Here is a 19,098-nt window from a genome sequence, read left to right as displayed (position 1 = left end):
CACAGCTCGACAGCCTCTGTTCTCATAAGGCCCTATGGCCTGCCGTTTCCGCCCGAGAGAGATCCGCGTTGACCACCATCACGTCCGATTCCGGCGACTCGCTGTCGGCCTGGATCACGCTGTTATTGGCCTTTTCCTGCGGGCTGATCGTCGCCAACATCTATTACGCGCAGCCGTTGATCGGGCCGATCAGCGCCGACCTCGGGCTGCGGCCGCAGCTCGCGGGACTGCTGGTGACGATGAGCCAGATCGGCTACGGCGCGGGTCTGCTGCTCGTAGTGCCGCTCGGCGATCTCATCGAGAACCGCAAGCTCGTCATCACGACCATCATCGTCGGCGCCGCCGCACTCGGCTGTGCGGCCCTGGCGACGAGCCCTCCGACATTCCTGCTCTCGGCGCTGCTGATCGGCTTCGGCTCGGTCGCGGTGCAGATCCTGATCCCGTATGCCGGCCATATGGCGCCGGAGGCGATCCGCGGCCGCGCCGTCGGCAATGTCACCACCGGCCTGATGCTCGGCATCATGCTGGCGCGGCCGCTCGCGAGCTTCGTTGCGGCGCATGCCTCCTGGCACGTCATCTATGCGGCCTCGGCGCTCGCCATGCTGATCCTTGCCGTCGTGCTGCGCCTGGCCCTGCCGCCGCGTGAGCCGCAGGCGCGGCTGAGCTATGGCCAGCTGCTCGGCTCGATGGTCGAGCTCTATCGCGACACGCCGGCGCTGCGCCGCCGCGCGCTGTACCAGGCCGCGCTGTTCGGCGGCTTCAGCGTGTTCTGGACCACGTCACCGCTGCTGCTGGCCGGACCGAATTTCCGGATGTCGCAGACCGGCATCGCCCTGTTTGCGCTGGCCGGCGTCGCCGGCGCGATCATGGCACCGGTGGCCGGCCGCATCGCCGACCGCGGCTGGACGAGACCGGCGACGGTTGCGTCGATGGTGCTGTGCGCTGCCGGGTTCGCGCTGACACTGTTGGTCCCGCTCGGAACGACTTGGTCGTTGATCTCGCTGGTGATCGCCGCCATCGCGATCGATTGCGGCGCGCAGCTCAGCCTCATTCTCGGCTATCGCGTGCTGTTCGTGCTCGGCGCCGGCCAGCGCAGCCGACTCAACGGGCTCTACATGACCACCTTCTTCGTCGCGGGCGCTGCAGGGTCGGGCCTCGGCGCGTGGGCCTATGCGCATGGCGGCTGGACGGCCGCCGCCGCATTCGGCATGGCGCTGCCGCTCGCCGCGCTGGCCTATCAGTTCACCGAGCCGAATTGATCAGAACGGGCTGCGCCTCAGCCCGGGCACCAGCGCCGCCAGCCGGTCCTTGATCCACGGCGCTGGCGGCAGCTTGCCGGTGGGCATCTCGACCGCGGCGGCCGGGTTGCGCCTCACAGCCAGCGTCAATGTTGCGAGATAATGGTCGCGCTCCTCCTTCACCGCGCAATGCGCGCGGTGATCGGGATCGGCCTCGGTCGCGACGCGGTCGTTGGCATTGATGACGAGCCGCTGCTTCGGCCGTCTAGTGTAGTCGGGCACGTTGGTGTAGATGAACTCGTTCAGCGCCTCGGGAAAGAAGGTCTGTCCCGTCAACACCGTGGCCTCGTCGACAAACACCCTGAAGTGGATGTGGGTGGCGCGGCCGGCATACCAGCCGGGATAGATCGTCCTGAAGCCGGCCCAGCCGGCGGCATCGGCCATCTGGGTGCCGCGCAGGAACGTCTTGCCGCTCTGGTCGAGCTTGTGATTGTCGCTCTGGCCGGGATAACCCGAATAGATGCCACGGGCGTCGCAGTGCCAGACGTCGACCCGTGCGCCCGGGATCGGTGCGCAGGAGCCGGCGTCGATGACGCGAAGGCGCAGCCTGAGCGGGACGCCCGGCCGATCCTCAGCGATCTCGGCGCGCACCAGCTTGGGATCGAGATAATAGGGTCCCGACTCCGACTGCGGCGTCAGGATGCAGGCATCGTCGGCATTCGCCGATGCAGGAACTGTCTCCGACGCGGCGCGCGCCGGCGGCGTCAGCAGCGCTGCGCCCGCGGAGAGAAGGCCGAGAACGCCACGGCGTGTTGCGATGGTCAGAGCTGCCTCCCGCAATCGCATGCGATGGAGCCGGCAGTCGATCAGCCGGACATGGCAACAATCGGACGCCCTGCGACCATTCGTCCAGGGAGCCCGCTCACACCTGCGTCAGCGGCTTCTCGCCATGGCGCTCCGACAGCGTGAAGATCTCGACGCCGTCGGCGGTGACGCCGACCGAATGCTCGAACTGCGCCGACAACGAGCGGTCCCGCGTCACCGCGGTCCAGCCGTCGGACAGGATCTTCACATGCGGCTTGCCGAGATTGATCATCGGCTCGATGGTGAAGAACATGCCGGGCTTGAGCAGCACGCCCTCGCCGGGCCGGCCGACATGGATGATGTTCGGCTCGTCGTGGAACAGCCGGCCGAGGCCATGGCCGCAGAAGTCGCGCACCACGCTCATGCTCTGCGGCTCGACGAAGCTCTGGATCGCATGGCCGATGTCGCCGGTGGTGGCGCCGGGCTTCACCGCGGCGATGCCGCGCATCATCGATTCGTAGGTGACCTCGATCAGCCGCTCGGCCTTGCGCGCGATCGGGCCGATCCCATACATGCGGCTGGAATCGCCGTACCAGCCGTCGACGATGAAGGTGACGTCGACATTGATGATGTCGCCTTCCTTCAGCGGCCGGTCGTTCGGCATGCCGTGGCAGACCACGTGGTTGATCGACGTGCAGGTCGAGTAGCGATAGCCGCGATACATCAGCGTCGCCGGATAGGCGCCGTGGCTGAAGGCGAAGTCGCGGACGAAATCGTCGATCCGCGAGGTCGGCACGCCCGGCTTGACGATGTCGGTGAGCGCATCGAGGCACCTCGACACCAGCGCGCCGGCCTTGCGCATGCCGGCAAAGCCGCTCGGGCCGTGCAGCTTGATCTGGCCGTTCTTGCGCGCAGTGGCGTCGGTCGCTTCGATATAGTTCATGGGCCTGTTTCGTTCTCAGGGGTGTCGCGGGGTGATCGCCTAATTTAATGATCGTGCCGGCCGGTGCAAGCCGGGTGTGCACGGCCGGATCTGCCGCCTAGCCGGTCGGCACCTCCAGCGTGGTCTCCACCGGCAGCGCACCGCCGCGAACGCGAAGCTCTCGCACCGGATACGGCACCCTGATGCCCTCGCGCTTGAATGCCTCCCACAGGGCCAGCATCACCTCGCTCTTGACGCTGTCCATGTAGCTGGGGTCGGCGATCCATGTGGTCAGCGAGAACTTCATGCCGGCCTCGGTGAACTCGGTCAGCAGGCAGTTCGGCGCCTTCGATTTCAAGGTGCGCGGCGTCTCGGCCGCGATCTCGGTGGCGAGCTTGCAGACGACCCGGGGATCGGCGTCGTAGTTGGTGCCGAAATTGACCTTCACCAGCGTGTTCTTGTCGGTGTAGGTCCAGTTGGTCACCTTCTGGGTGACAAGGTCCTCGTTCGGGATCAGGAACTCGCGGCCGTCGCCGGCGGCGACCGAGATGTAGCGCGTGTTCATCGCGCTGATGCGCCCCGAGCTGTCGCCGATGGTGACGAGATCGCCCGGCTTCACCGATTTGTCGGCCAGCAGGATGATGCCGGCGACGAAATTGGCGACGATGCGCTGCAGGCCGAGGCCGATACCGACACCGGCGGCGCCCGAGAAGATCGCGAGCGCCGACAGATTGATGCCGACCGCGCTGATCGCAATCGCGACGCCGAGGATCATCAGGCCCATGCGGACCATCTTGATCAAGAGCACCTGGATGGACGGTGTCAGGTCGGTCGAGCGGGTGATGCGGCTCTCGACGAAATTGCTGGCGATGTTGGTCAGCCACAGCACGCCCAGCAGCAGCACGCCGAGCTTGATCACCAGCAGCGGCGTCAGCCTGAGGCCGCCGAGCACGACCGAGATGGAATCGAGCGCGTCGACCACGTTGTCGAGCTGGCCGATGATGCTGAGCGCGGCGACCAGCCAGGCCGAGATCGACACGATCTGCACGATGAAGGTGCTGCGGATCACCGAGGTGATCAGCCGGATCACGAGCCAGGCCAGCGCCAGCTTGAGCGCGACGGCGAGCAGGTAGCTGCGGCTCGGCCAGGTCCACAGCAACATGCCGGTGCGGGCGATCCGCATCAGGATCACGAACACGACCGTGGCGACGCTCTCCAGCAACACCCGTAGCAGCTGCCGCAGCGGGCCCGGCCAGCCCATCGCCAGCGAGGTCATGTCGATGCGCGCGCGCACGGCGGCACGTGCCGCAAAGGCAATGCCGGCGCCGCTCAGCACCAGCCCGAGTTGAAGGTAGAACCACGGCGAGGTGACCTCGGCGCCGATCGAGCGGCCAACGGTCTGCAGGAATTCGAGAACGTCTTTCAGGTCGAGGTCCATCAGCGGGGTCTCGGAGGGGAACAGTGGCGCGGGTTGGCGGGATCAGCGGGATTTAGTTCGTTTTCGTCACGGGCGATTGCCGCGAAATATACCCCGAACACGGCCGAGGATGGAAAAATGGGCATATCGCCGCGATAGGAGCAAATCCGGTTGGCGTGCAAGTGTGGCGACGATAAGGATGTAAAACTCGGATTCATCAGCGTTTTTTCATGACATCCCTCGATGCCGTCAGCATTGCCATCCTCCTCGGTGCGGTCCTCGTTATGGCCGGTATCCTGTCGAGCCTGCTGGCGCTGCGCTTCGGCGCACCGCTGCTGCTGGTGTTCCTGGTCATCGGTATGCTGGCGGGCGATTCCGGCCCTGGTCATATCGAATTTCAGGACGTCCGTACCACCTATCTGGTCGGCTCCGTCGCGCTGGCGCTGATCCTGTTCGACGGCGGCCTGCGCACGCGCTTCCAGAGCATCCGTACCGTGCTGGCGCCCTCGATGGTGCTCGCCACCGTGGGCGTGCTGATGACCGCGTTCATCACCGCGCCGGTGGCGAAATATGCCCTCGACCTCGGCTGGACCGAGGCGATGCTGGTCGGCGCCGTCATCGCCTCGACCGATGCGGCGGCCGTGTTCCTGCTGGTGCACGCCCAGGGCCTGCGGCTGCGGCCGCGCGTCGGCGCCACGCTGGAGGCGGAGTCCGGCAGCAACGATCCGTTCGCGGTGTTCCTCACGCTGATGCTGGTCGAGCTGATCTCGGTCGGTCAGGGCTCGTTCGGACATTTCGCGTTCGAGCTGGTCCGCGAAGCGGTGCTCGGCACGCTGTTCGGCATCGTCGGCGGGCGCCTCGTCGTCATCGGCCTCAACCGGGTGGCGCTGCCGCAGGGTCTGCACGCGCCGTTCGTGACCACGGCCGCGCTGGTCATCTTCGGCATGGCGCAGATCGCCCACGGCTCCGGCTTCCTCGCGGTCTATCTTGCCGGCCTCATCGTCGGCAACCGGCCGACCCGCGCGCACAACTCTGTCGTCACCTTCCTCGATGCCGCGACCTGGCTCGCCCAGATCGTGATGTTCGTGCTGCTCGGGCTCCTGGTGTCGCCGCAGCGGCTGCTCGACAGCCTGCTGCCGGCGATCGCTGTTGCGCTGATGCTGATGCTGGTGGCGCGACCTGTCGCGGTGTTTCTCTGCCTCTATCCGTTCCGCTTCAACTGGCGGGAGAAAGCGTTCATCGCCTGGACCGGCCTGCGCGGCGCGGTCGCGATCTTCCTCGCCTCGATCCCGCTGCTGGTCGGGCTGTCCAAGGCCTATCTCTATTTCGACGTCGCGTTCGTGGTCGTGATCATCTCGCTGCTCGCGCAGGGCTGGACGCTCGGCGTGGCCGCGCGCAAGCTGCACGTGGCGCTGCCGCGCACCGATCGGGGCCCGCGCCGCATCGAGCTCGATCTGCCCGGCCAGCTCGAGCAGCAGCTGGTCGGCTATTCGATTCGCTCCAAGAGCCTGTACTTCCGCCGCGGCCTGATCCCGTCCTGGTCGAAGCCGACGCTGGTGATCCGCAACGAGCAGATTCTGTCGCCGCCCGAGGCCGAGCCGATCGCGCCGGGCGACTATCTCTATCTGCTGGCACCGCCGGAAAAGGCCGAGTCGCTCGACCGCTTCTTCGTCGACATGCCGCCGTCGGCGGCGCCCGACCCGCATCTGCTCGGCGACTTCATGGTCTCGGCCGAGCATACGCTCGACGAGGTCGCCGGCATCTATGGCGTCAAGCTCGACGAGGGCGAGGACAAGCTGACGCTCGCCGACTATTTCGACATCCATCTCGACAACGCGCCGAAGGAAGGCGCGACCCTGGCGCTCGACACCATCGTGCTGGTCGCCCGCTCGATCTCCGGCGGCCGCGTCAACGTGGTCGGCCTGCGCCTGCCGGAGGACGAGGAGGATGTGCCGGTGCTGACGCGCAAGGAGCGGATGAAGCGCAGGCTGGCCAGTGTCTGGTCGTCGGTCGCGGGCGTCTGAGCTTCAATCCGCCGCCGGCAGCACGGCGATCGAGATCGTATTCTCCGGCGCGCCGCTGACCTGCAGCACGAGGGGCTGCGATCTCAGTTCGTACTTCATGGTCTTGCGGATGCCGTCGCAATCGGTGGCGCCGCTGAAGCCGGCCGGCTTGAGGATCTTGCCGTCCTGCACGACGTCGATCCAGGCCGCGGCCGACAGGCTGATCGTGTAGACGCCGGCCTTTGGCGCCGCGGTGATCCGCGCGAGGCCGGCGAAAGTGCCGTCCTTGGGCGCGCGTTCCGGCGGCATCGCCAGCTTGGCCTCAGCCGTCGGACGCAGCTCCAGCACGATGCCGGTCGCAGGAATGGCGGCGATCTCGGCGCCAGACGCAAGCTTCTGGCGGTCAGCCGCGGTCAGCGCGGCACGCTCGCGCGCGATGTCCCATTTGAACTTGTCGCAGCCGCTCGGTTCGGCGGCGAGCGCGACCGTGCTGGCGGCCAGCGTGAGGAGGAGGGCAGTCGCGGCGGGACGGATCAGGATCATGACGGACTCGCTACCGTTACGCCGCGTAGCGGCCCGCGGCATTTCGATACCGCGATAACAGGAGCTGGAGGGACCGTCATCCCCTTCGATCGTCGCGCTCACGGCGCGAGTGCCGTCATCCGAGAGCGATCCAGCCGCTCCTGCGACTCCTTCGTCGCGTCGTTCGGTCGCATCAATTCTTGGCGTCCGGCGCATGCAGCACCGCCCGGCAGCCAGGCGGCAGTTGCGCCATCGTGATCGGTTGCGGCGGCTTGGGCGGCTCTTTCGGCGGCGGCGGATGCAGCACCGCGTCCGAGAACCAATAGTCGAGGTCGCCGCAGCCGTCGCCGCCCTCCTGGTCGGTCTGGCCATGACAGTCCGGGTTGCCCGGCGGGCACACCATGCGGATGTGGAAATGATAGTCGTGGCCCCACCACGGCCGCACTTTGGTGAGCCAGCTGCGGTCCCCCCTAGCGTCACGGCACAGCGCCTTCTTGATCGCGGCGTTGACGAAGATGCGTTGCACCGACCGCTCCTGCGCGGCGGTGCGGATCACGGCGAGGTGACCCTTCGTGAACACGCGCGGATCGACGTCGAGGCGATCGGGCCGCACCATCATGACCGCCGACATCTCCTCGCGCTCGTTGCGCGACAGCCGATGGTCGGGCATGGGCGTCAGCCAGATGTCGGCGTCGAGCCCGATCTGATGGCTGGCATGGCCGCTCAGCGCCGGCCCGCCGCGCGGCTGGCTGATGTCGCCGACCAGGATGCCGGGCCAGCCGGCATCCTTGTGCGCGCGGGTCGCCAGCCGTTTCAGCAGCGCGATCAGGTTGGGATGACCGAAATTGCGGTTGCGCGACAGCCGCATCACCTGCCAGCCCTCGCCATTGATCGGCATTCGCTCGGCGCCGGCGATGCAGCCGCGATTATAGGTTCCAATCACCTTGGTCGGTTGCGCCGACGGCAGGATCCTGCGGGCGAACAGCTCCTTGGCCGGTGTATCCGGATCGTCCGGATGCGCCAAGGGCGGCAGAGCCTTCGGCTCGACGCTGCCCTTGTCCTGGGCATGGGCCGGAGCCGTCGCGGCAATGACGGCCGAACTGATGATGGCGACCAGAATCAGGCGGACATGCATGAAGCGAGTGTAGCGGCTGCCGACCGGTCGAGATGCCCAATTCTACGTCAACGTCAGGCATTCGAGCCACTTTAACCTGACTTTAACCCTGCTGCCGGATTGGCGGAACCGGCTGAACACGGCTCAATTGCGTGAGTTCGTTCGGTAAATGAACACCATGTGCTGGGCCATTGCACGGTATGCGGGTCTTTTTTGGTCTGCGGCAACCGACATCACTTATCGCTGGTTGTACCGCAGCCCTTGGTTGATCCTCCGCGCAAGTCTCAGCTCTCCAAATACGCGAGTGCATCTGCCAATTCCCGTAACCAGTGGCTGTCGTGCTCCGCATCAAGATACCATTTTTTCAGAAACGTGGCCGAAAACTGCTCGTCGAGAAGGAGAGTGAGGCACGCAATGCGGCCCGTTCGGCCACCCACGGCAAAAAAGCGCAATCGCGTGCCAAGCGCCCGCGATGCAATTCACCCGGTCAAGCCGAGCCCGAAATTGCGGCGGCACAACCTGCGCAACCTCGGCCCCGTCGATGAGAGCGCGGGCAAGTGCGCCGAAGTGGCGATGGCGGAGGCGAAGAAGGCGCATGATCGTCTCATCGAAGCGATCGACATTCTTCCCGAGGGGATCGTGTTCCTCGACGCCGACGGCCGCTACATTCTCTGGAACAAGAAATACGCCGAAATCTACAACCGCAGCTCGGACCTGTTCGAAGCCGGCGCGCGGCTGCAGGACACCATCCGGGTCGGCGTGGCGCGGGGCGACTATCCGGAAGCCGCCGGGCGCGAGGAGGAATGGATCGCCGAGCGGCTGGAGAGGCTGTTCCAGCCGAGCGGCCGCCACGAGCAGAAATTGTCCGACGGCCGCACCATCCTGATCGAGGAGCGCCTGACCGGCGATGGCGGGATCGTCGGCCTGCGCGTCGACATCACCGAATTGAAGCAGCGCGAGGAATCGTTCCGCCTGCTGTTCGACGGCAATCCGGTGCCGATGATCGTCTGCGCGACGGATGATGGGCGCGTGCTCGGCGTCAACGAAGCGGCGGCCCAGCATTACGGCTACAGCCGCGCCGCCTTCGAGCGGCTCGGCATCCGCAACCTGCAGGCCTATGAGAGCGAGCCGCCCTGGGCCGGCGAACAGTCCGGCGAGGAGCAGGCGGCGCGCACCTGGAAGCATGTCCGCGCCGATGGCGCCCTGATCGATCTCGCGATCTATTCACGCCATCTCGTCCACAACAGCCAGCCCGCCGTGCTGCTGGCGCTGATGGACATCACCGAACGCAAGCGCGCCGAGGCGCGGCTCGCCTTCCTGGCCCAGCACGATGCACTGACCGGCCTGCCGAGCCGCAACCTGCTGCGCCAGAAGATCGACGACAAGCTCGCCCAGATGCGGCGCGGCTCCGAGAAAATCGCCGTGCTGGTGCTCGGCCTCGACCATTTCAAGTCGATCAACGACACGCTGGGCCACGCCGTCGGCGACCGGCTGCTGCGCGGGGTTGGCAAGCGGCTGCGCTCGATCCTGCGCCAGGAGGACATCGTCGCCCGTCTCAACTCCGACGAGTTCGCGGTGGTGCAAGGCGGGCAGGCACGGCCGGAGGATGCGGCCCAGCTCTGCCGCCGGCTGTTGCAGGCGATCGCCGATCCTTATCTCATCGACGGCAGCTCGGTGACGATCGGCGCCACGATCGGCATCGCCATGGCGCCGAACGACGGCGACGATGCCGAGAAGCTGCTCAAGAACGCCGACATGGCGCTGTCGCGCGCCAAGAACGAGACGCGCGGCACCTTCAGCTATTTCGAACCCGGCATGGATGCCCGCGCGCAGAGCCGGCGCAAGATCGAATCCGAGCTGCGCGAGGCCATCCAGCGCGACGTGCTGCAGCCGCATTATCAGCCGCTGATCGACCTCTCGACCGGACGCATCACCGGGTTCGAGGCGCTGGTGCGCTGGCCGCATCCCGAGCGCGGCATGATCCCGCCGTCGGAGTTCATCCCGGTCGCCGAGGACACCGGCCTGATCTCGGCGCTTGGCCGCGCGATGCTGCGCCAGGCCTGCAGCGACGCTGCAAAATGGCCGGACGACGTCCGCGTCGCCGTGAACATGTCGCCGCTGCAGTTTCGCGTCGGCAACGTGCTGTCGCTGGTCATGGACGTGCTGAAGCAGTCGGGCCTGCCGCCGAGCCGGCTCGAGCTCGAGATCACCGAGACCCTGGTGCTTGAAAAGAGCGGCCAGGTGCTGGCGACCCTGCATGCGCTACGCGCGCTCGGCGTCCGCATCTCGATGGATGATTTCGGCACCGGCTATTCCAGCTTGAGCTATCTGCGCAGCTTTCCGTTCGACAAGATCAAGGTCGACCAATCCTTCATCCGCGATCTCGCCGCCAATCGCGAGGCGCAGGCGATCGTCCGCTCGATCGTCAGCCTCGGCAAGGGGCTCGGCGTCATCATCACGGCCGAGGGCGTCGAGACCGAGGCGGAGCTGCGCTGTCTGCGCGCCGAGGGCTGCCATGAAGGGCAGGGTTATCTGTTCAGCCGGCCCCGGCCCAATGTCGACATCGTCCGGCTGTTGCAGGCGCAGCGAGATGCCATGGACGGTGCCTCATCTGGCAACGCGCTGGTGGCTTGAGCGAGCGACGCTGGCTGATGTCGGGCGCGCCTCGAAGCGCCGGCGATACGCCGCGGGCGATGTTCCGACGATGCGACGGAAAGCGACGCGAAACGTTTCGAGCGACCGGTAGCCGCACTGCGCCGAGATGTCCGCCAGGGAGAGCGTCGCAGTCTCCAGCAGCTCCCGCGCCCGCGCCATGCGCTCCTGCTGCAGCCAGGCTGCAGGGCTCGCGCCAGTGCTGTCCTTGAACGACCGCAGCAAGGTCCGCTCGCTCATCCCGGCGCGTTTTGCCATCGCGCTGATCGCAATCGGCTGCGCCAGTCGCGCACGCGCCCAGTCCATGACCTCGCCGATCGTCCGTCCCGGGCGCGCCTGGACCGGTGCGACGACGTACTGCGCCTGCCCGCCGTCCCGGTGCGGCGGCATCACCAACCGCCGCGCAACGGTGTTCGCAACCTTGCTGCCGAAATCACGCCGGACCAGATGCAGGCAGGCGTCGATGCCCGCCGCGCTGCCGGCCGAGGTGATGACGTTGCCCTCGTCGACATAGAGCGTGTCCTCCTCGACCTGAATGCGGGGGTAGAGCCGCTTCAGGTCGGGGATGTGCCGCCAATGCGTCGTGGCGCGTTTGCCGTCCAGCAGGCCTGCGGCTGCGAGCACGAACACGCCGGAGCAGATCGACAGGCATCGCGCGCCGCGCGCAGCCGCCTGCGAGATGGCGCGCAGCAGGCGCTCGGGCGGCCGCTCGGTGCGATCGCGCCACCCCGGCACGATGATCGTGCGGGCGTCCTTCAGGCGCGAGAGCGGCGCGCCGGCCTCAACGACGATGCCGCCGATCGCGCGTGACCGCCGTCCCTCGGCCGAGACCACCTTGAACCGATACCAGGAGAAATCGAACTCCGGCCGCGGCAGTCCGAACACTTCGACCGCGATGCCGAACTCGAACGTGCACAGCCCGTCATAGGCAATGACGGCGACGAGGCCGGGATCCTGCGGATGGCTGCTGGCTGCGGCTGGCGGCATTGGCGGAAACTTACCGGACTTTGTCGGATCCGTCACTTGGGGCGCCGGGCATCTCGGGCGAGATTCGGGCCTGTTTACATCACCGAATGGAGACCCAATGACCACGCGTGTCACCGAAGTACCCGCCGCTCCCTCAGCGCTGGCGCTCCAGCATTTCGAGGCGATGCTCGGATTCGAGACCGATTGCTGGGACGTTCACGAGAGCCTCCGCGCGGCCGCTCCGGACTTCATCCTGGTCGACGTCCGCGGCCCGGCCTCGTTCGCGAAGGGCCACATCGCGGGCGCCATCAACATTCCGCACCGGACCATGACCGTGGAGCGGATGGCAGAGTATCCGAAGACCGAGCTTTTCGTCGTCTACTGCGCCGGTCCGCATTGCAACGGCGCCAACCGGGCGGCCATCCGCCTCGCGCAGCTCGGGCTGCCGGTCAAGATGATGATCGGCGGCATTGCCGGCTGGCTCGACGAGGGCTTTGCGCTCACGCCGGGCGGCTGAGCGCAAGCGGCCCGCCAGCTACGCGGCCTTGCGCAGGCCGGCGAGGAAGGTGTCGACGCTTTTGAACAGGTCGTTCGCACGCTTGCCGAGGTCGCGCGTGGCGACCATGACGTGGTCGGCGAGCTGGCGTGACTGCTCGGCGGCGTCACTGGCGCCGACGACGTTCTGCGACACTTCGTTGGTGCCGGACGCCGCTTGCTGGACGCTGCGCGCGATCTCGCGCGTCGCCGAGTCTTGCTGCTCGACGGCGGCGGCGATGGTCGCGGCAATGCCGCTGATCTCCTGGATCGTTGTGCTGATGCCGCCGATGGCGGTCACGCAGTCAGACGTCGCGGCCTGGATCGAGGTGACCTGGCCGGCGATCTCTTCCGTCGCCTTGGCGGTCTGGCCGGCCAGCTCCTTGACCTCGGCGGCCACGACCGCGAAGCCGCGGCCCGCCTCGCCGGCACGCGCCGCCTCGATGGTCGCGTTGAGCGCCAGCAGGTTGGTCTGGCTCGCGATCGCGTCGATCAGGCGCAGCACGTCGCCGATCCTCTCGGCGGCTGCGGCGAGGCTGCCGACCATCTCGGTGGTCTGGCGCGCCTTGACGACCGCGGCATCGGCGACCTTGCTGGAATGCGCGACCTGGCGGCCGATCTCGGTCACCGAGGAGGCGAGCTCCTCAGAGGCCGCAGCGACGGTCGACACGCCGCTCGAGGCTTCCTCGGATGCGGCAGCGGCGGCCGCTGCGCGCTGCGAGGTGCCGTTGACGCTGACGGTGATCTCGTGGACGACGCGCTCCATGTCCGCCGTGGCTTTGGCCACCGAGGACACCACGCCCTTGACGTCGGCCTCGAACCGGTCGGCCATCTGCCGCTGCAGCGCCTGCTTCTCCTGCTCGGCGCGCTGTTGCGTCGCCTCCTGCGCCTCGCGCAGGCTGGCCGTCTCGATCATGTTGCGGCGGAACACGTCGACCGCCTGCGCCATCGTGCCGAGCTCGTCCTTGCGCTGGCCGCCGGGGATCGCGACCTCGGTGTCGCCGCTCGACAGCCGGTGCATGACGGCGGTGATCGCGACCAGCGGCCGCGAGATGCCGCGGGCGACGAACAGCGCGACGATGACGGCGAGCAGCAGGATCACGACCGTGCCGATGATCAGCTGCTGCTGCGCGCTGCTGGCTGCGGCCTCATAGGCCGTGGTGTCCTTGATCAGCTCGAGCACGGCGATCGGGTCGCCGGCGTAGTTCCTGATCTGGCCGGCATAGACCGCGGCGGGCTTGCCGGCCAGGGTGGCATCGCGCAGCAGCGCCGTGCCCTTGAACACCGCGAGCACCTCGTCCGGCGTGGCGACGACATCGTCGCCGAACGTCGACGACAGCCGCTTCGGCTGCCCGTTGTCGATCCAGTAGACCGCGAGATCGATGCCGAAGCGCTGCTTGGCGCGCTCGACGAATTCTTTGCCGAAGGCGGCGCCGACGTCGACGGTCGCGATCACCTTGCCGTCGCGCACGATCGGCGTCATCCCGAAGATGCCGAGCGACAGCCGGCTCTGCTCGACGCCGGCGATCAGGCGGCCGGTCTGGTTGGCCTGCACCACGGTGATGCGGCGCTTGGAGGTGTCGTCGCCGAACACCTTGGGCTCGTGCACGCGATAGAAATTGGTGGCCGGCGGCGCCCATACGTTCACCAGCGGAATGCCTTGCGCCTTCAGCGACGTCATGGCGCCGCCGAGCAGGGCGCCCAGCGCGTCGCGGTCGCCCTTGAGGTAGGCATCGGCGATCGGCGGCAGCGCCGCCAGGGTGGAGCTGACCGCCAGCGCGGCGCGGCCTTCATAGTCGATGCCGGCCGACACGCTGTCGAACTGCAGCTTGAGTTGCTGCTCCAGCGCCAGCCGGGTCAGGGCGCGCTGCTGGATGACGGAGAAGGTGCCGAGCACGGCACAGGCGATGGCGACGGTGAGCGAGAGCGCGACGATGAGGCGGGCGGAGATGGACCGGAGGCGGGACATTCGGGGCATTCCTTGCTTTGCAGCAAGGGTCCCAGAATACCATTAAGGAACGAATACCGTGATTCTACGGGGGCGCGGATTGTTGATCATCCTTACGGACATCCCCTCCTCTCCGCGCGGATTGCAGGGCCGTGATTGCTTCTCACTGGTCCACACGTCGTCCGTACGCGAGTGCAATACCTCTGAAACGAGCGTGTAGGCTGTGCCTTTATATCGGGCTCGCGCCAAGGGCGAGTGCCACCGCGCGCTGTCGTGGCGCTCCTGGGATTGATGTTGTCGGGCTGCGCCGGGCAGGGCGGCAGTCCGTCAGAGCAGTCGGCTGGCGCGAATGCGTCTCCGACCGCCGATCCGCTCGATGGCGAATGTTGGAGAAGGGCGCGTCTGATCTCGTTGCCCAAAATCAACAAGCCGCTCAAGAGCTCACTTCAGTCCGTAGTACCGCAATGCCGCTTCGGTCAGCACATTAGTAGCAACAGCCATTCCTGCTTTCCAGGTTCCGTCGGCAGCTTTGCCAATGTTCTTCACGATCCACCCCTTGGCCCTAGGCCCAAACGGCTCAGCTTTGCTATCTGGCTTCTCGGAAGCAATAACCGTGGCTAGTTCTTGCGCGTCCGATTTCGCTATGCCTGCCTTTGTCAACGTGTTTACGAAAGCATCTCGGTCGCCTGCTGAATTGTTGAAAGAGAATAGAGCGTTGTCCCCAGTGTTCGAAATTGATGTTACATTGCCGTTGATTACCTGGTGCGTAATCTGTGTCACTCGATCATGATCCTTGCTGAATTGATTTGTCGGCGAGATACCCAAGCCAATCTCGACCGCATCAGGAACTGACTTTTCCAACTGGATAGTCAGTTCGAGAATCTTGGCTCGAACAACGTTCTGTATTTCTACCAGAGCCCCGGCCGATATTATGCCGGTTACGCTGTTGCAGGCATAATCTTCGTATACGTTACCTTGTAGCAGAAGGATCAGGTTTGACGCATTGATATGCAGAGTCTGTCCTGGGTCTTGCTCTGCACCTACAAGTTTATCGATGCCTGCGATGCTTTGGCGCATGTGGCTGAAATTCCAGCTGGCGCCCGCAAATTTCTCAATTAAGTACGGAGGTATGGGAGCATTCTGCATTCCGCTCCCAAACGGACCTGTAAAGGTGGCTTTGTAAGCTATCGGGATCTTTCTGTAGTCCGGTAAATCAATATCGGAAGGGTAGCCCTCAGACTCGTGTTTGACCCATTCCTCAAGAGTCTCGCTACCTAAACGTGATGCTAGAAGACGCAGCTTAAGCAGAATTGGACCTAACGGCTTTCCTTCGACTAATGATCCTTGAATATCCCTCAATAAACTCATTATTGGTCTCCCGATCTCTAACGACGGACTTATCTAAGGTAGCACGCCGGTTGTGTCGGGACACCACACTGCCTCAGCTATCCACCTTGAGCGCGGCGATGAAGGCTTCCTGCGGGATGTCGACCTTGCCGAACTGCCGCATCTTCTTCTTGCCTTCCTTCTGCTTCTCCAGAAGCTTGCGCTTGCGCGTGATGTCGCCGCCGTAGCACTTCGCGGTGACGTCCTTGCGCAGCGCGCGCACGGTCTCGCGCGCGATCACCTTGCCGCCGATCGCCGCCTGGATCGGGATCTGGAACATGTGCGGCGGGATCAGGTCCTTCATCTTCTCGACCATGGCGCGTCCCCGGCCTTCGGCGCGGGTCCGGTGCACCAGCATCGACAGCGCATCGACCGGCTCGTTGTTGACGAGGATCTGCATCTTGACGAGGTCGGCCGGCTTGTAGTCGGTCAGGTGATAGTCGAACGAGGCGTAGCCCTTGGAGACCGATTTCAGCCGGTCGTAGAAGTCGAACACCACCTCGTTGAGCGGCAGGTCGTATTTGACCATGGCGCGGCTGCCCACGTAAGTGAGCTCCTTCTGATTGCCGCGGCGGTCCTGGCAGAGCTTGAGCACGCTGCCGAGATATTCGTCAGGCGTCAGGATGGTGGCCTCGATCCACGGCTCCTGGATCTCGGCGATCTTGACCACGTCGGGCATGTCGACCGGGTTGTGGATCTCGATCTCCTCGCCGTCGGTCAGCTTCATCTTGTAGATGACGCTTGGCGCGGTCGCGATCAGGTTGAGATCGAACTCGCGGGAGAGGCGCTCCTGGATGATCTCGAGGTGCAACAGGCCGAGGAAGCCGCAGCGGAAGCCGAAGCCGAGCGCGGCCGACGTTTCCATCTCGAAGGAGAAGCTGGCGTCGTTGAGGCGGAGCTTGCCCATCGCGGCGCGAAGGGTCTCGAAATCATCGGCATCGACCGGGAACAGGCCGCAGAACACCACAGGGATCGCCGGCTTGAAGCCCGGCAACATCTCCGTCACCGGCTTGCGGTCGTCGGTGATGGTGTCGCCGACGCGGGTGTCCGCCACTTCCTTGATCGCGGCGGTGATGAAGCCGACCTCGCCGGGGCCGAGTTCGTCGACCTGGGTCATCTTCGGCGTGAAGAAGCCGACGCGCTCGACGTCATAGGCCGCACCCGTGCCCATCATCCGGATGCGCTGGCCCTTCTTCATCACGCCGTCGACGATGCGCACCAGCACGACGACGCCGAGATAGACGTCGTACCAGCTGTCGACCAGCAGCGCCTTCAGGGTGGCGTCGCGATCGCCCTTCGGCGGCGGCAGCCGGGTGACGATCGCCTCCAGCACGTCGGGAATGCCGAGGCCGGTCTTGGCCGAGATCATCACGGCATCGGAGGCATCGATGCCGATGACGTCCTCGATCTGCTGCTTGATCTTCTCGGGCTCCGCCGCCGGCAGGTCGATCTTGTTGAGGACCGGGACGATCTCGTGGTTGTTGTCGAGCGCCTGGTAGACGTTGGCGAGCGTCTGCGCCTCGACGCCCTGGCTAGCGTCGACCACCAGCAGCGAGCCCTCGCACGCCGCCAGCGACCGGGAGACTTCGTAGGCGAAGTCGACGTGGCCGGGCGTGTCCATCAGGTTGAAGATGTAATCCTTGCCGTCCTTGGCGCGGTAGCGCAGGCGCACGGTCTGCGCCTTGATGGTGATGCCGCGCTCGCGCTCGATGTCCATCGAATCGAGCACCTGCTCCTTGCCCGCCATCTCGCGGTCCGACAGCCCGCCCGTCATCTGGATCAGGCGATCGGCCAAGGTGGACTTTCCATGGTCGATATGGGCGACGATGGAGAAGTTACGGATGTTGGGAATGGGGACGGTCGTCATGGGTCGCGCAGATAGCACCCCGAGCCCCCAACCAGCAACCATATTGCTGAATTTCCAGGGCCTTTCTTCACGGCAAGCTGATTCCCCGGGCGCTGAAAACAGGCTACCGAGGGCGGATGTCGAGTACCTCTCTCCCGCCTCTCGCGGCGCGCATGCGCGGCCGTTTCGGACCGCGGCGGATCGCCGCCTGGCTGGTGGCGCGCGCCACGGCGCCGGCAACGTCGATCTGGGTCGTCATCGGCTTCGCGGTGGTCCACGCGGTGCTGTGGACGGCGATCCTCACCAATCTGAAGGCAGCGCAGGACGTCCACATGGACGTCGCCGAGGCCTATGCCTGGGGCAGCCGCTTCCTGCTCGGCTACGGCAAGCATCCGCCGCTGTCGGGCTGGATCGCCGGGCTGTGGTTCGCAGTGTTTCCGATCAAGGACTGGGCGACCTATGCGTTGGCGATGGCCGTGAATGGCAGCGGCCTCGTGATCGTCTGGCTCGCGAGCCTCAAGGTGGTCGACCGCCGTCGCGCCTTCTTCGTCGTGGTGATGGTCGCGCTGTACCCGATCTTCAATTTCAAGGGCTTCAAGTACAACGCCGACCTGGTCCAGCTGCTGACCCTGCCGCTGTTGGTGCTGGCCTATCTCAACGCGTTCGAAAAGCGCAGCGCCGCCTCCGGCCTGTGGCTCGGCCTCGCCGGCGCGGCGGCGCTGATGACCAAATACTGGGTGCTGACCATGATCGGCGCCATCGGCCTTGCGGCACTGCTGCACCCGGAACGGTTGCGCTTCCTGGCGTCGCCCGCGCCGTGGGTCGCGATCGTCACCATGCTGGTGGCGATGATCCCGCATCTGGTGTGGCTGTGGCGGGTCGATTTCGTCGCCATCACCTATGCCGGGGATGTCTATACGCTGTCGGACCGCGGCCGGGCCGCCGAGCTCGTGCTCGGCTATGTCGGCCACAATCTCGCGCTGCTCGCTTTGCCGGTCGTGTTGGCGGCCCTCGTGTTGGCCTGGCCGCCGCGCTTTGCGTTTCACAACTGGCGCGGCGGTCCCAATCCCGGCGTGAATGTGAGCCAGGCGATCAATGTCTGGCTGGTGCAGGCGATCGTCGCCGTCGGGCCGCCGCTCGGCGGGCTCGCTTTCACGATCTACATGAAGACCGATTGGGGCATCTCGCTGTTCTTCCTGGTGCCGCTGGCGCTGGTCGCGATCCCCGCGCTGCGGCTGCGGCGGGTCATGGTGCCGCGGCTCGCCGCTGTCTGGCTGGTGCTGTCGCTGCTGACGCTGGTCGCCTCGCCCTGGATTGCCCGGCGCGAGATGGCCGCCAATCCGAACGGCGCCACCGGCTATGGCGCCCGTTCGGAGCTGGCGCGGGAGCTGACCAAGGCCTGGCACGCCCGGTTCGGCTCGCCCTGGCCCCTCGTGGCCGGCTTTTCCGAGATGAACACGCCGATGACCTTCTATAGCCCGGACCACCCGCGGCCGTTCACGGTGCCCACCACGGCGGAGGAGACCTGGAGTTCCGGCCTGAGCACGCTGGAGGACCTCAAGCGCGAGGGATTCATCGGCATCTGCGACACCACCGACAACCGGATCGCGGCCTGCGAGGCCTGGATGGCCAAGGAGGCGCCGAAGGCCGAGCCGCTGGTGATGACCACCCAGCGCTTCTTCCACGGCCAGGCGGGTCCTGCAATCGTTTGGAGGGTGTATATTCAGGGACCGGGGAGATAGCTCC

The 19,098-nt window shown here is 65.9% G+C and carries 14 protein-coding genes; 5 read left to right on the top strand and 9 right to left on the bottom strand.

Translation table 11 applies throughout. The features are described 5' to 3' along the window. Positions 1 to 68 precede the first annotated feature (68 nt). Complete coding sequence (locus QX121_RS17175; RefSeq protein WP_315812566.1) at positions 69 to 1,259, top strand: MFS transporter; 1,191 nt, start codon at positions 69 to 71, stop codon at positions 1,257 to 1,259. Here the strand turns inward: QX121_RS17175 and QX121_RS17170 are convergent, their stop codons facing one another. The 3 genes from QX121_RS17170 to QX121_RS17160 form a co-directional block, all read right to left on the bottom strand. Next, positions 1,260 to 2,063 (bottom strand): intradiol ring-cleavage dioxygenase, encoded by an 804-nt coding sequence (locus tag QX121_RS17170; RefSeq protein ID WP_315812583.1) that lies wholly within the window; start codon positions 2,061 to 2,063, stop codon positions 1,260 to 1,262. It abuts the gene before it with no gap. Positions 2,064 to 2,160: 97 nt separating this feature from the next. After that, on the bottom strand, positions 2,161 to 2,985 hold the full coding sequence (gene map / locus QX121_RS17165) for a type I methionyl aminopeptidase (protein WP_315812565.1): 825 nt from the start codon (positions 2,983 to 2,985) through the stop codon (positions 2,161 to 2,163). Positions 2,986 to 3,082: 97 nt separating this feature from the next. Continuing rightward, complete coding sequence (locus QX121_RS17160; protein ID WP_315812564.1) at positions 3,083 to 4,402, bottom strand: mechanosensitive ion channel family protein; 1,320 nt, start codon at positions 4,400 to 4,402, stop codon at positions 3,083 to 3,085. Between the two features lie 209 nt (positions 4,403 to 4,611). On the opposite strand from QX121_RS17160, the gene QX121_RS17155 reads away from it, so the two are divergent. Continuing rightward, positions 4,612 to 6,405, top strand: a complete 1,794-nt coding sequence (locus tag QX121_RS17155) for a potassium/proton antiporter (protein WP_315735013.1) — start codon at positions 4,612 to 4,614, stop codon at positions 6,403 to 6,405. Between the two features lie 3 nt (positions 6,406 to 6,408). Here QX121_RS17155 and QX121_RS17150 read toward each other — a convergent pair whose 3' ends face one another. After that, positions 6,409 to 6,927, bottom strand: coding sequence for a hypothetical protein (locus QX121_RS17150; RefSeq protein WP_315735011.1), 519 nt, complete (start codon positions 6,925 to 6,927; stop codon positions 6,409 to 6,411). A gap of 172 nt (positions 6,928 to 7,099) precedes the next feature. Then, positions 7,100 to 8,041: a penicillin-insensitive murein endopeptidase gene (mepA, locus tag QX121_RS17145; protein ID WP_315735718.1), complete on the bottom strand. Its 942-nt coding sequence runs from the start codon at positions 8,039 to 8,041 to the stop codon at positions 7,100 to 7,102. A 393-nt stretch (positions 8,042 to 8,434) separates the two neighbouring features. On the opposite strand from mepA, the gene QX121_RS17140 reads away from it, so the two are divergent. Continuing rightward, positions 8,435 to 10,654: a putative bifunctional diguanylate cyclase/phosphodiesterase gene (locus QX121_RS17140; RefSeq protein ID WP_315775627.1), complete on the top strand. Its 2,220-nt coding sequence runs from the start codon at positions 8,435 to 8,437 to the stop codon at positions 10,652 to 10,654. Here QX121_RS17140 and ftrA read toward each other — a convergent pair. After that, on the bottom strand, positions 10,628 to 11,659 hold the full coding sequence (ftrA, locus tag QX121_RS17135) for a transcriptional regulator FtrA (RefSeq protein ID WP_315812563.1): 1,032 nt from the start codon (positions 11,657 to 11,659) through the stop codon (positions 10,628 to 10,630). The two genes, QX121_RS17140 and ftrA, sit on opposite strands and share 27 nt — an antisense overlap. Before the next feature lie 97 nt (positions 11,660 to 11,756). On the opposite strand from ftrA, the gene QX121_RS17130 reads away from it, so the two are divergent. After that, entirely contained in the window at positions 11,757 to 12,155 is a 399-nt protein-coding gene (locus QX121_RS17130) for a rhodanese-like domain-containing protein (RefSeq protein ID WP_315812562.1), read from the top strand. Between the two features lie 18 nt (positions 12,156 to 12,173). On the opposite strand, the gene QX121_RS17125 is transcribed toward QX121_RS17130, so the two are convergent. The 3 genes from QX121_RS17125 to lepA all read right to left on the bottom strand — a co-directional run bounded on the left by QX121_RS17125 (position 12,174) and on the right by lepA (position 17,373). After that, positions 12,174 to 14,141: a methyl-accepting chemotaxis protein gene (locus QX121_RS17125; protein WP_315812561.1), complete on the bottom strand. Its 1,968-nt coding sequence runs from the start codon at positions 14,139 to 14,141 to the stop codon at positions 12,174 to 12,176. Between the two features lie 420 nt (positions 14,142 to 14,561). Further along, positions 14,562 to 15,488: a hypothetical protein gene (locus QX121_RS17120; protein WP_315812560.1), complete on the bottom strand. Its 927-nt coding sequence runs from the start codon at positions 15,486 to 15,488 to the stop codon at positions 14,562 to 14,564. A 73-nt stretch (positions 15,489 to 15,561) separates the two neighbouring features. Next, positions 15,562 to 17,373 (bottom strand): translation elongation factor 4, encoded by a 1,812-nt coding sequence (lepA, locus tag QX121_RS17115; RefSeq protein WP_315775624.1) that lies wholly within the window; start codon positions 17,371 to 17,373, stop codon positions 15,562 to 15,564. Positions 17,374 to 17,489: 116 nt separating this feature from the next. On the opposite strand from lepA, the gene QX121_RS17110 reads away from it, so the two are divergent. Then, positions 17,490 to 19,094 (top strand): glycosyltransferase family 39 protein, encoded by a 1,605-nt coding sequence (locus QX121_RS17110; RefSeq protein ID WP_315812559.1) that lies wholly within the window; start codon positions 17,490 to 17,492, stop codon positions 19,092 to 19,094. The last annotated feature ends 4 nt before the right edge of the window (positions 19,095 to 19,098 follow it).

Source organism: Bradyrhizobium sp. SZCCHNR2028, from assembly GCF_032380995.1.
In the GTDB taxonomy this organism is placed as follows: domain Bacteria; phylum Pseudomonadota; class Alphaproteobacteria; order Rhizobiales; family Xanthobacteraceae; genus Bradyrhizobium.
The sequence above is the reverse complement of the archived record's forward strand: the minus strand, read 5'-3'. Positions and strand labels throughout refer to the sequence as shown.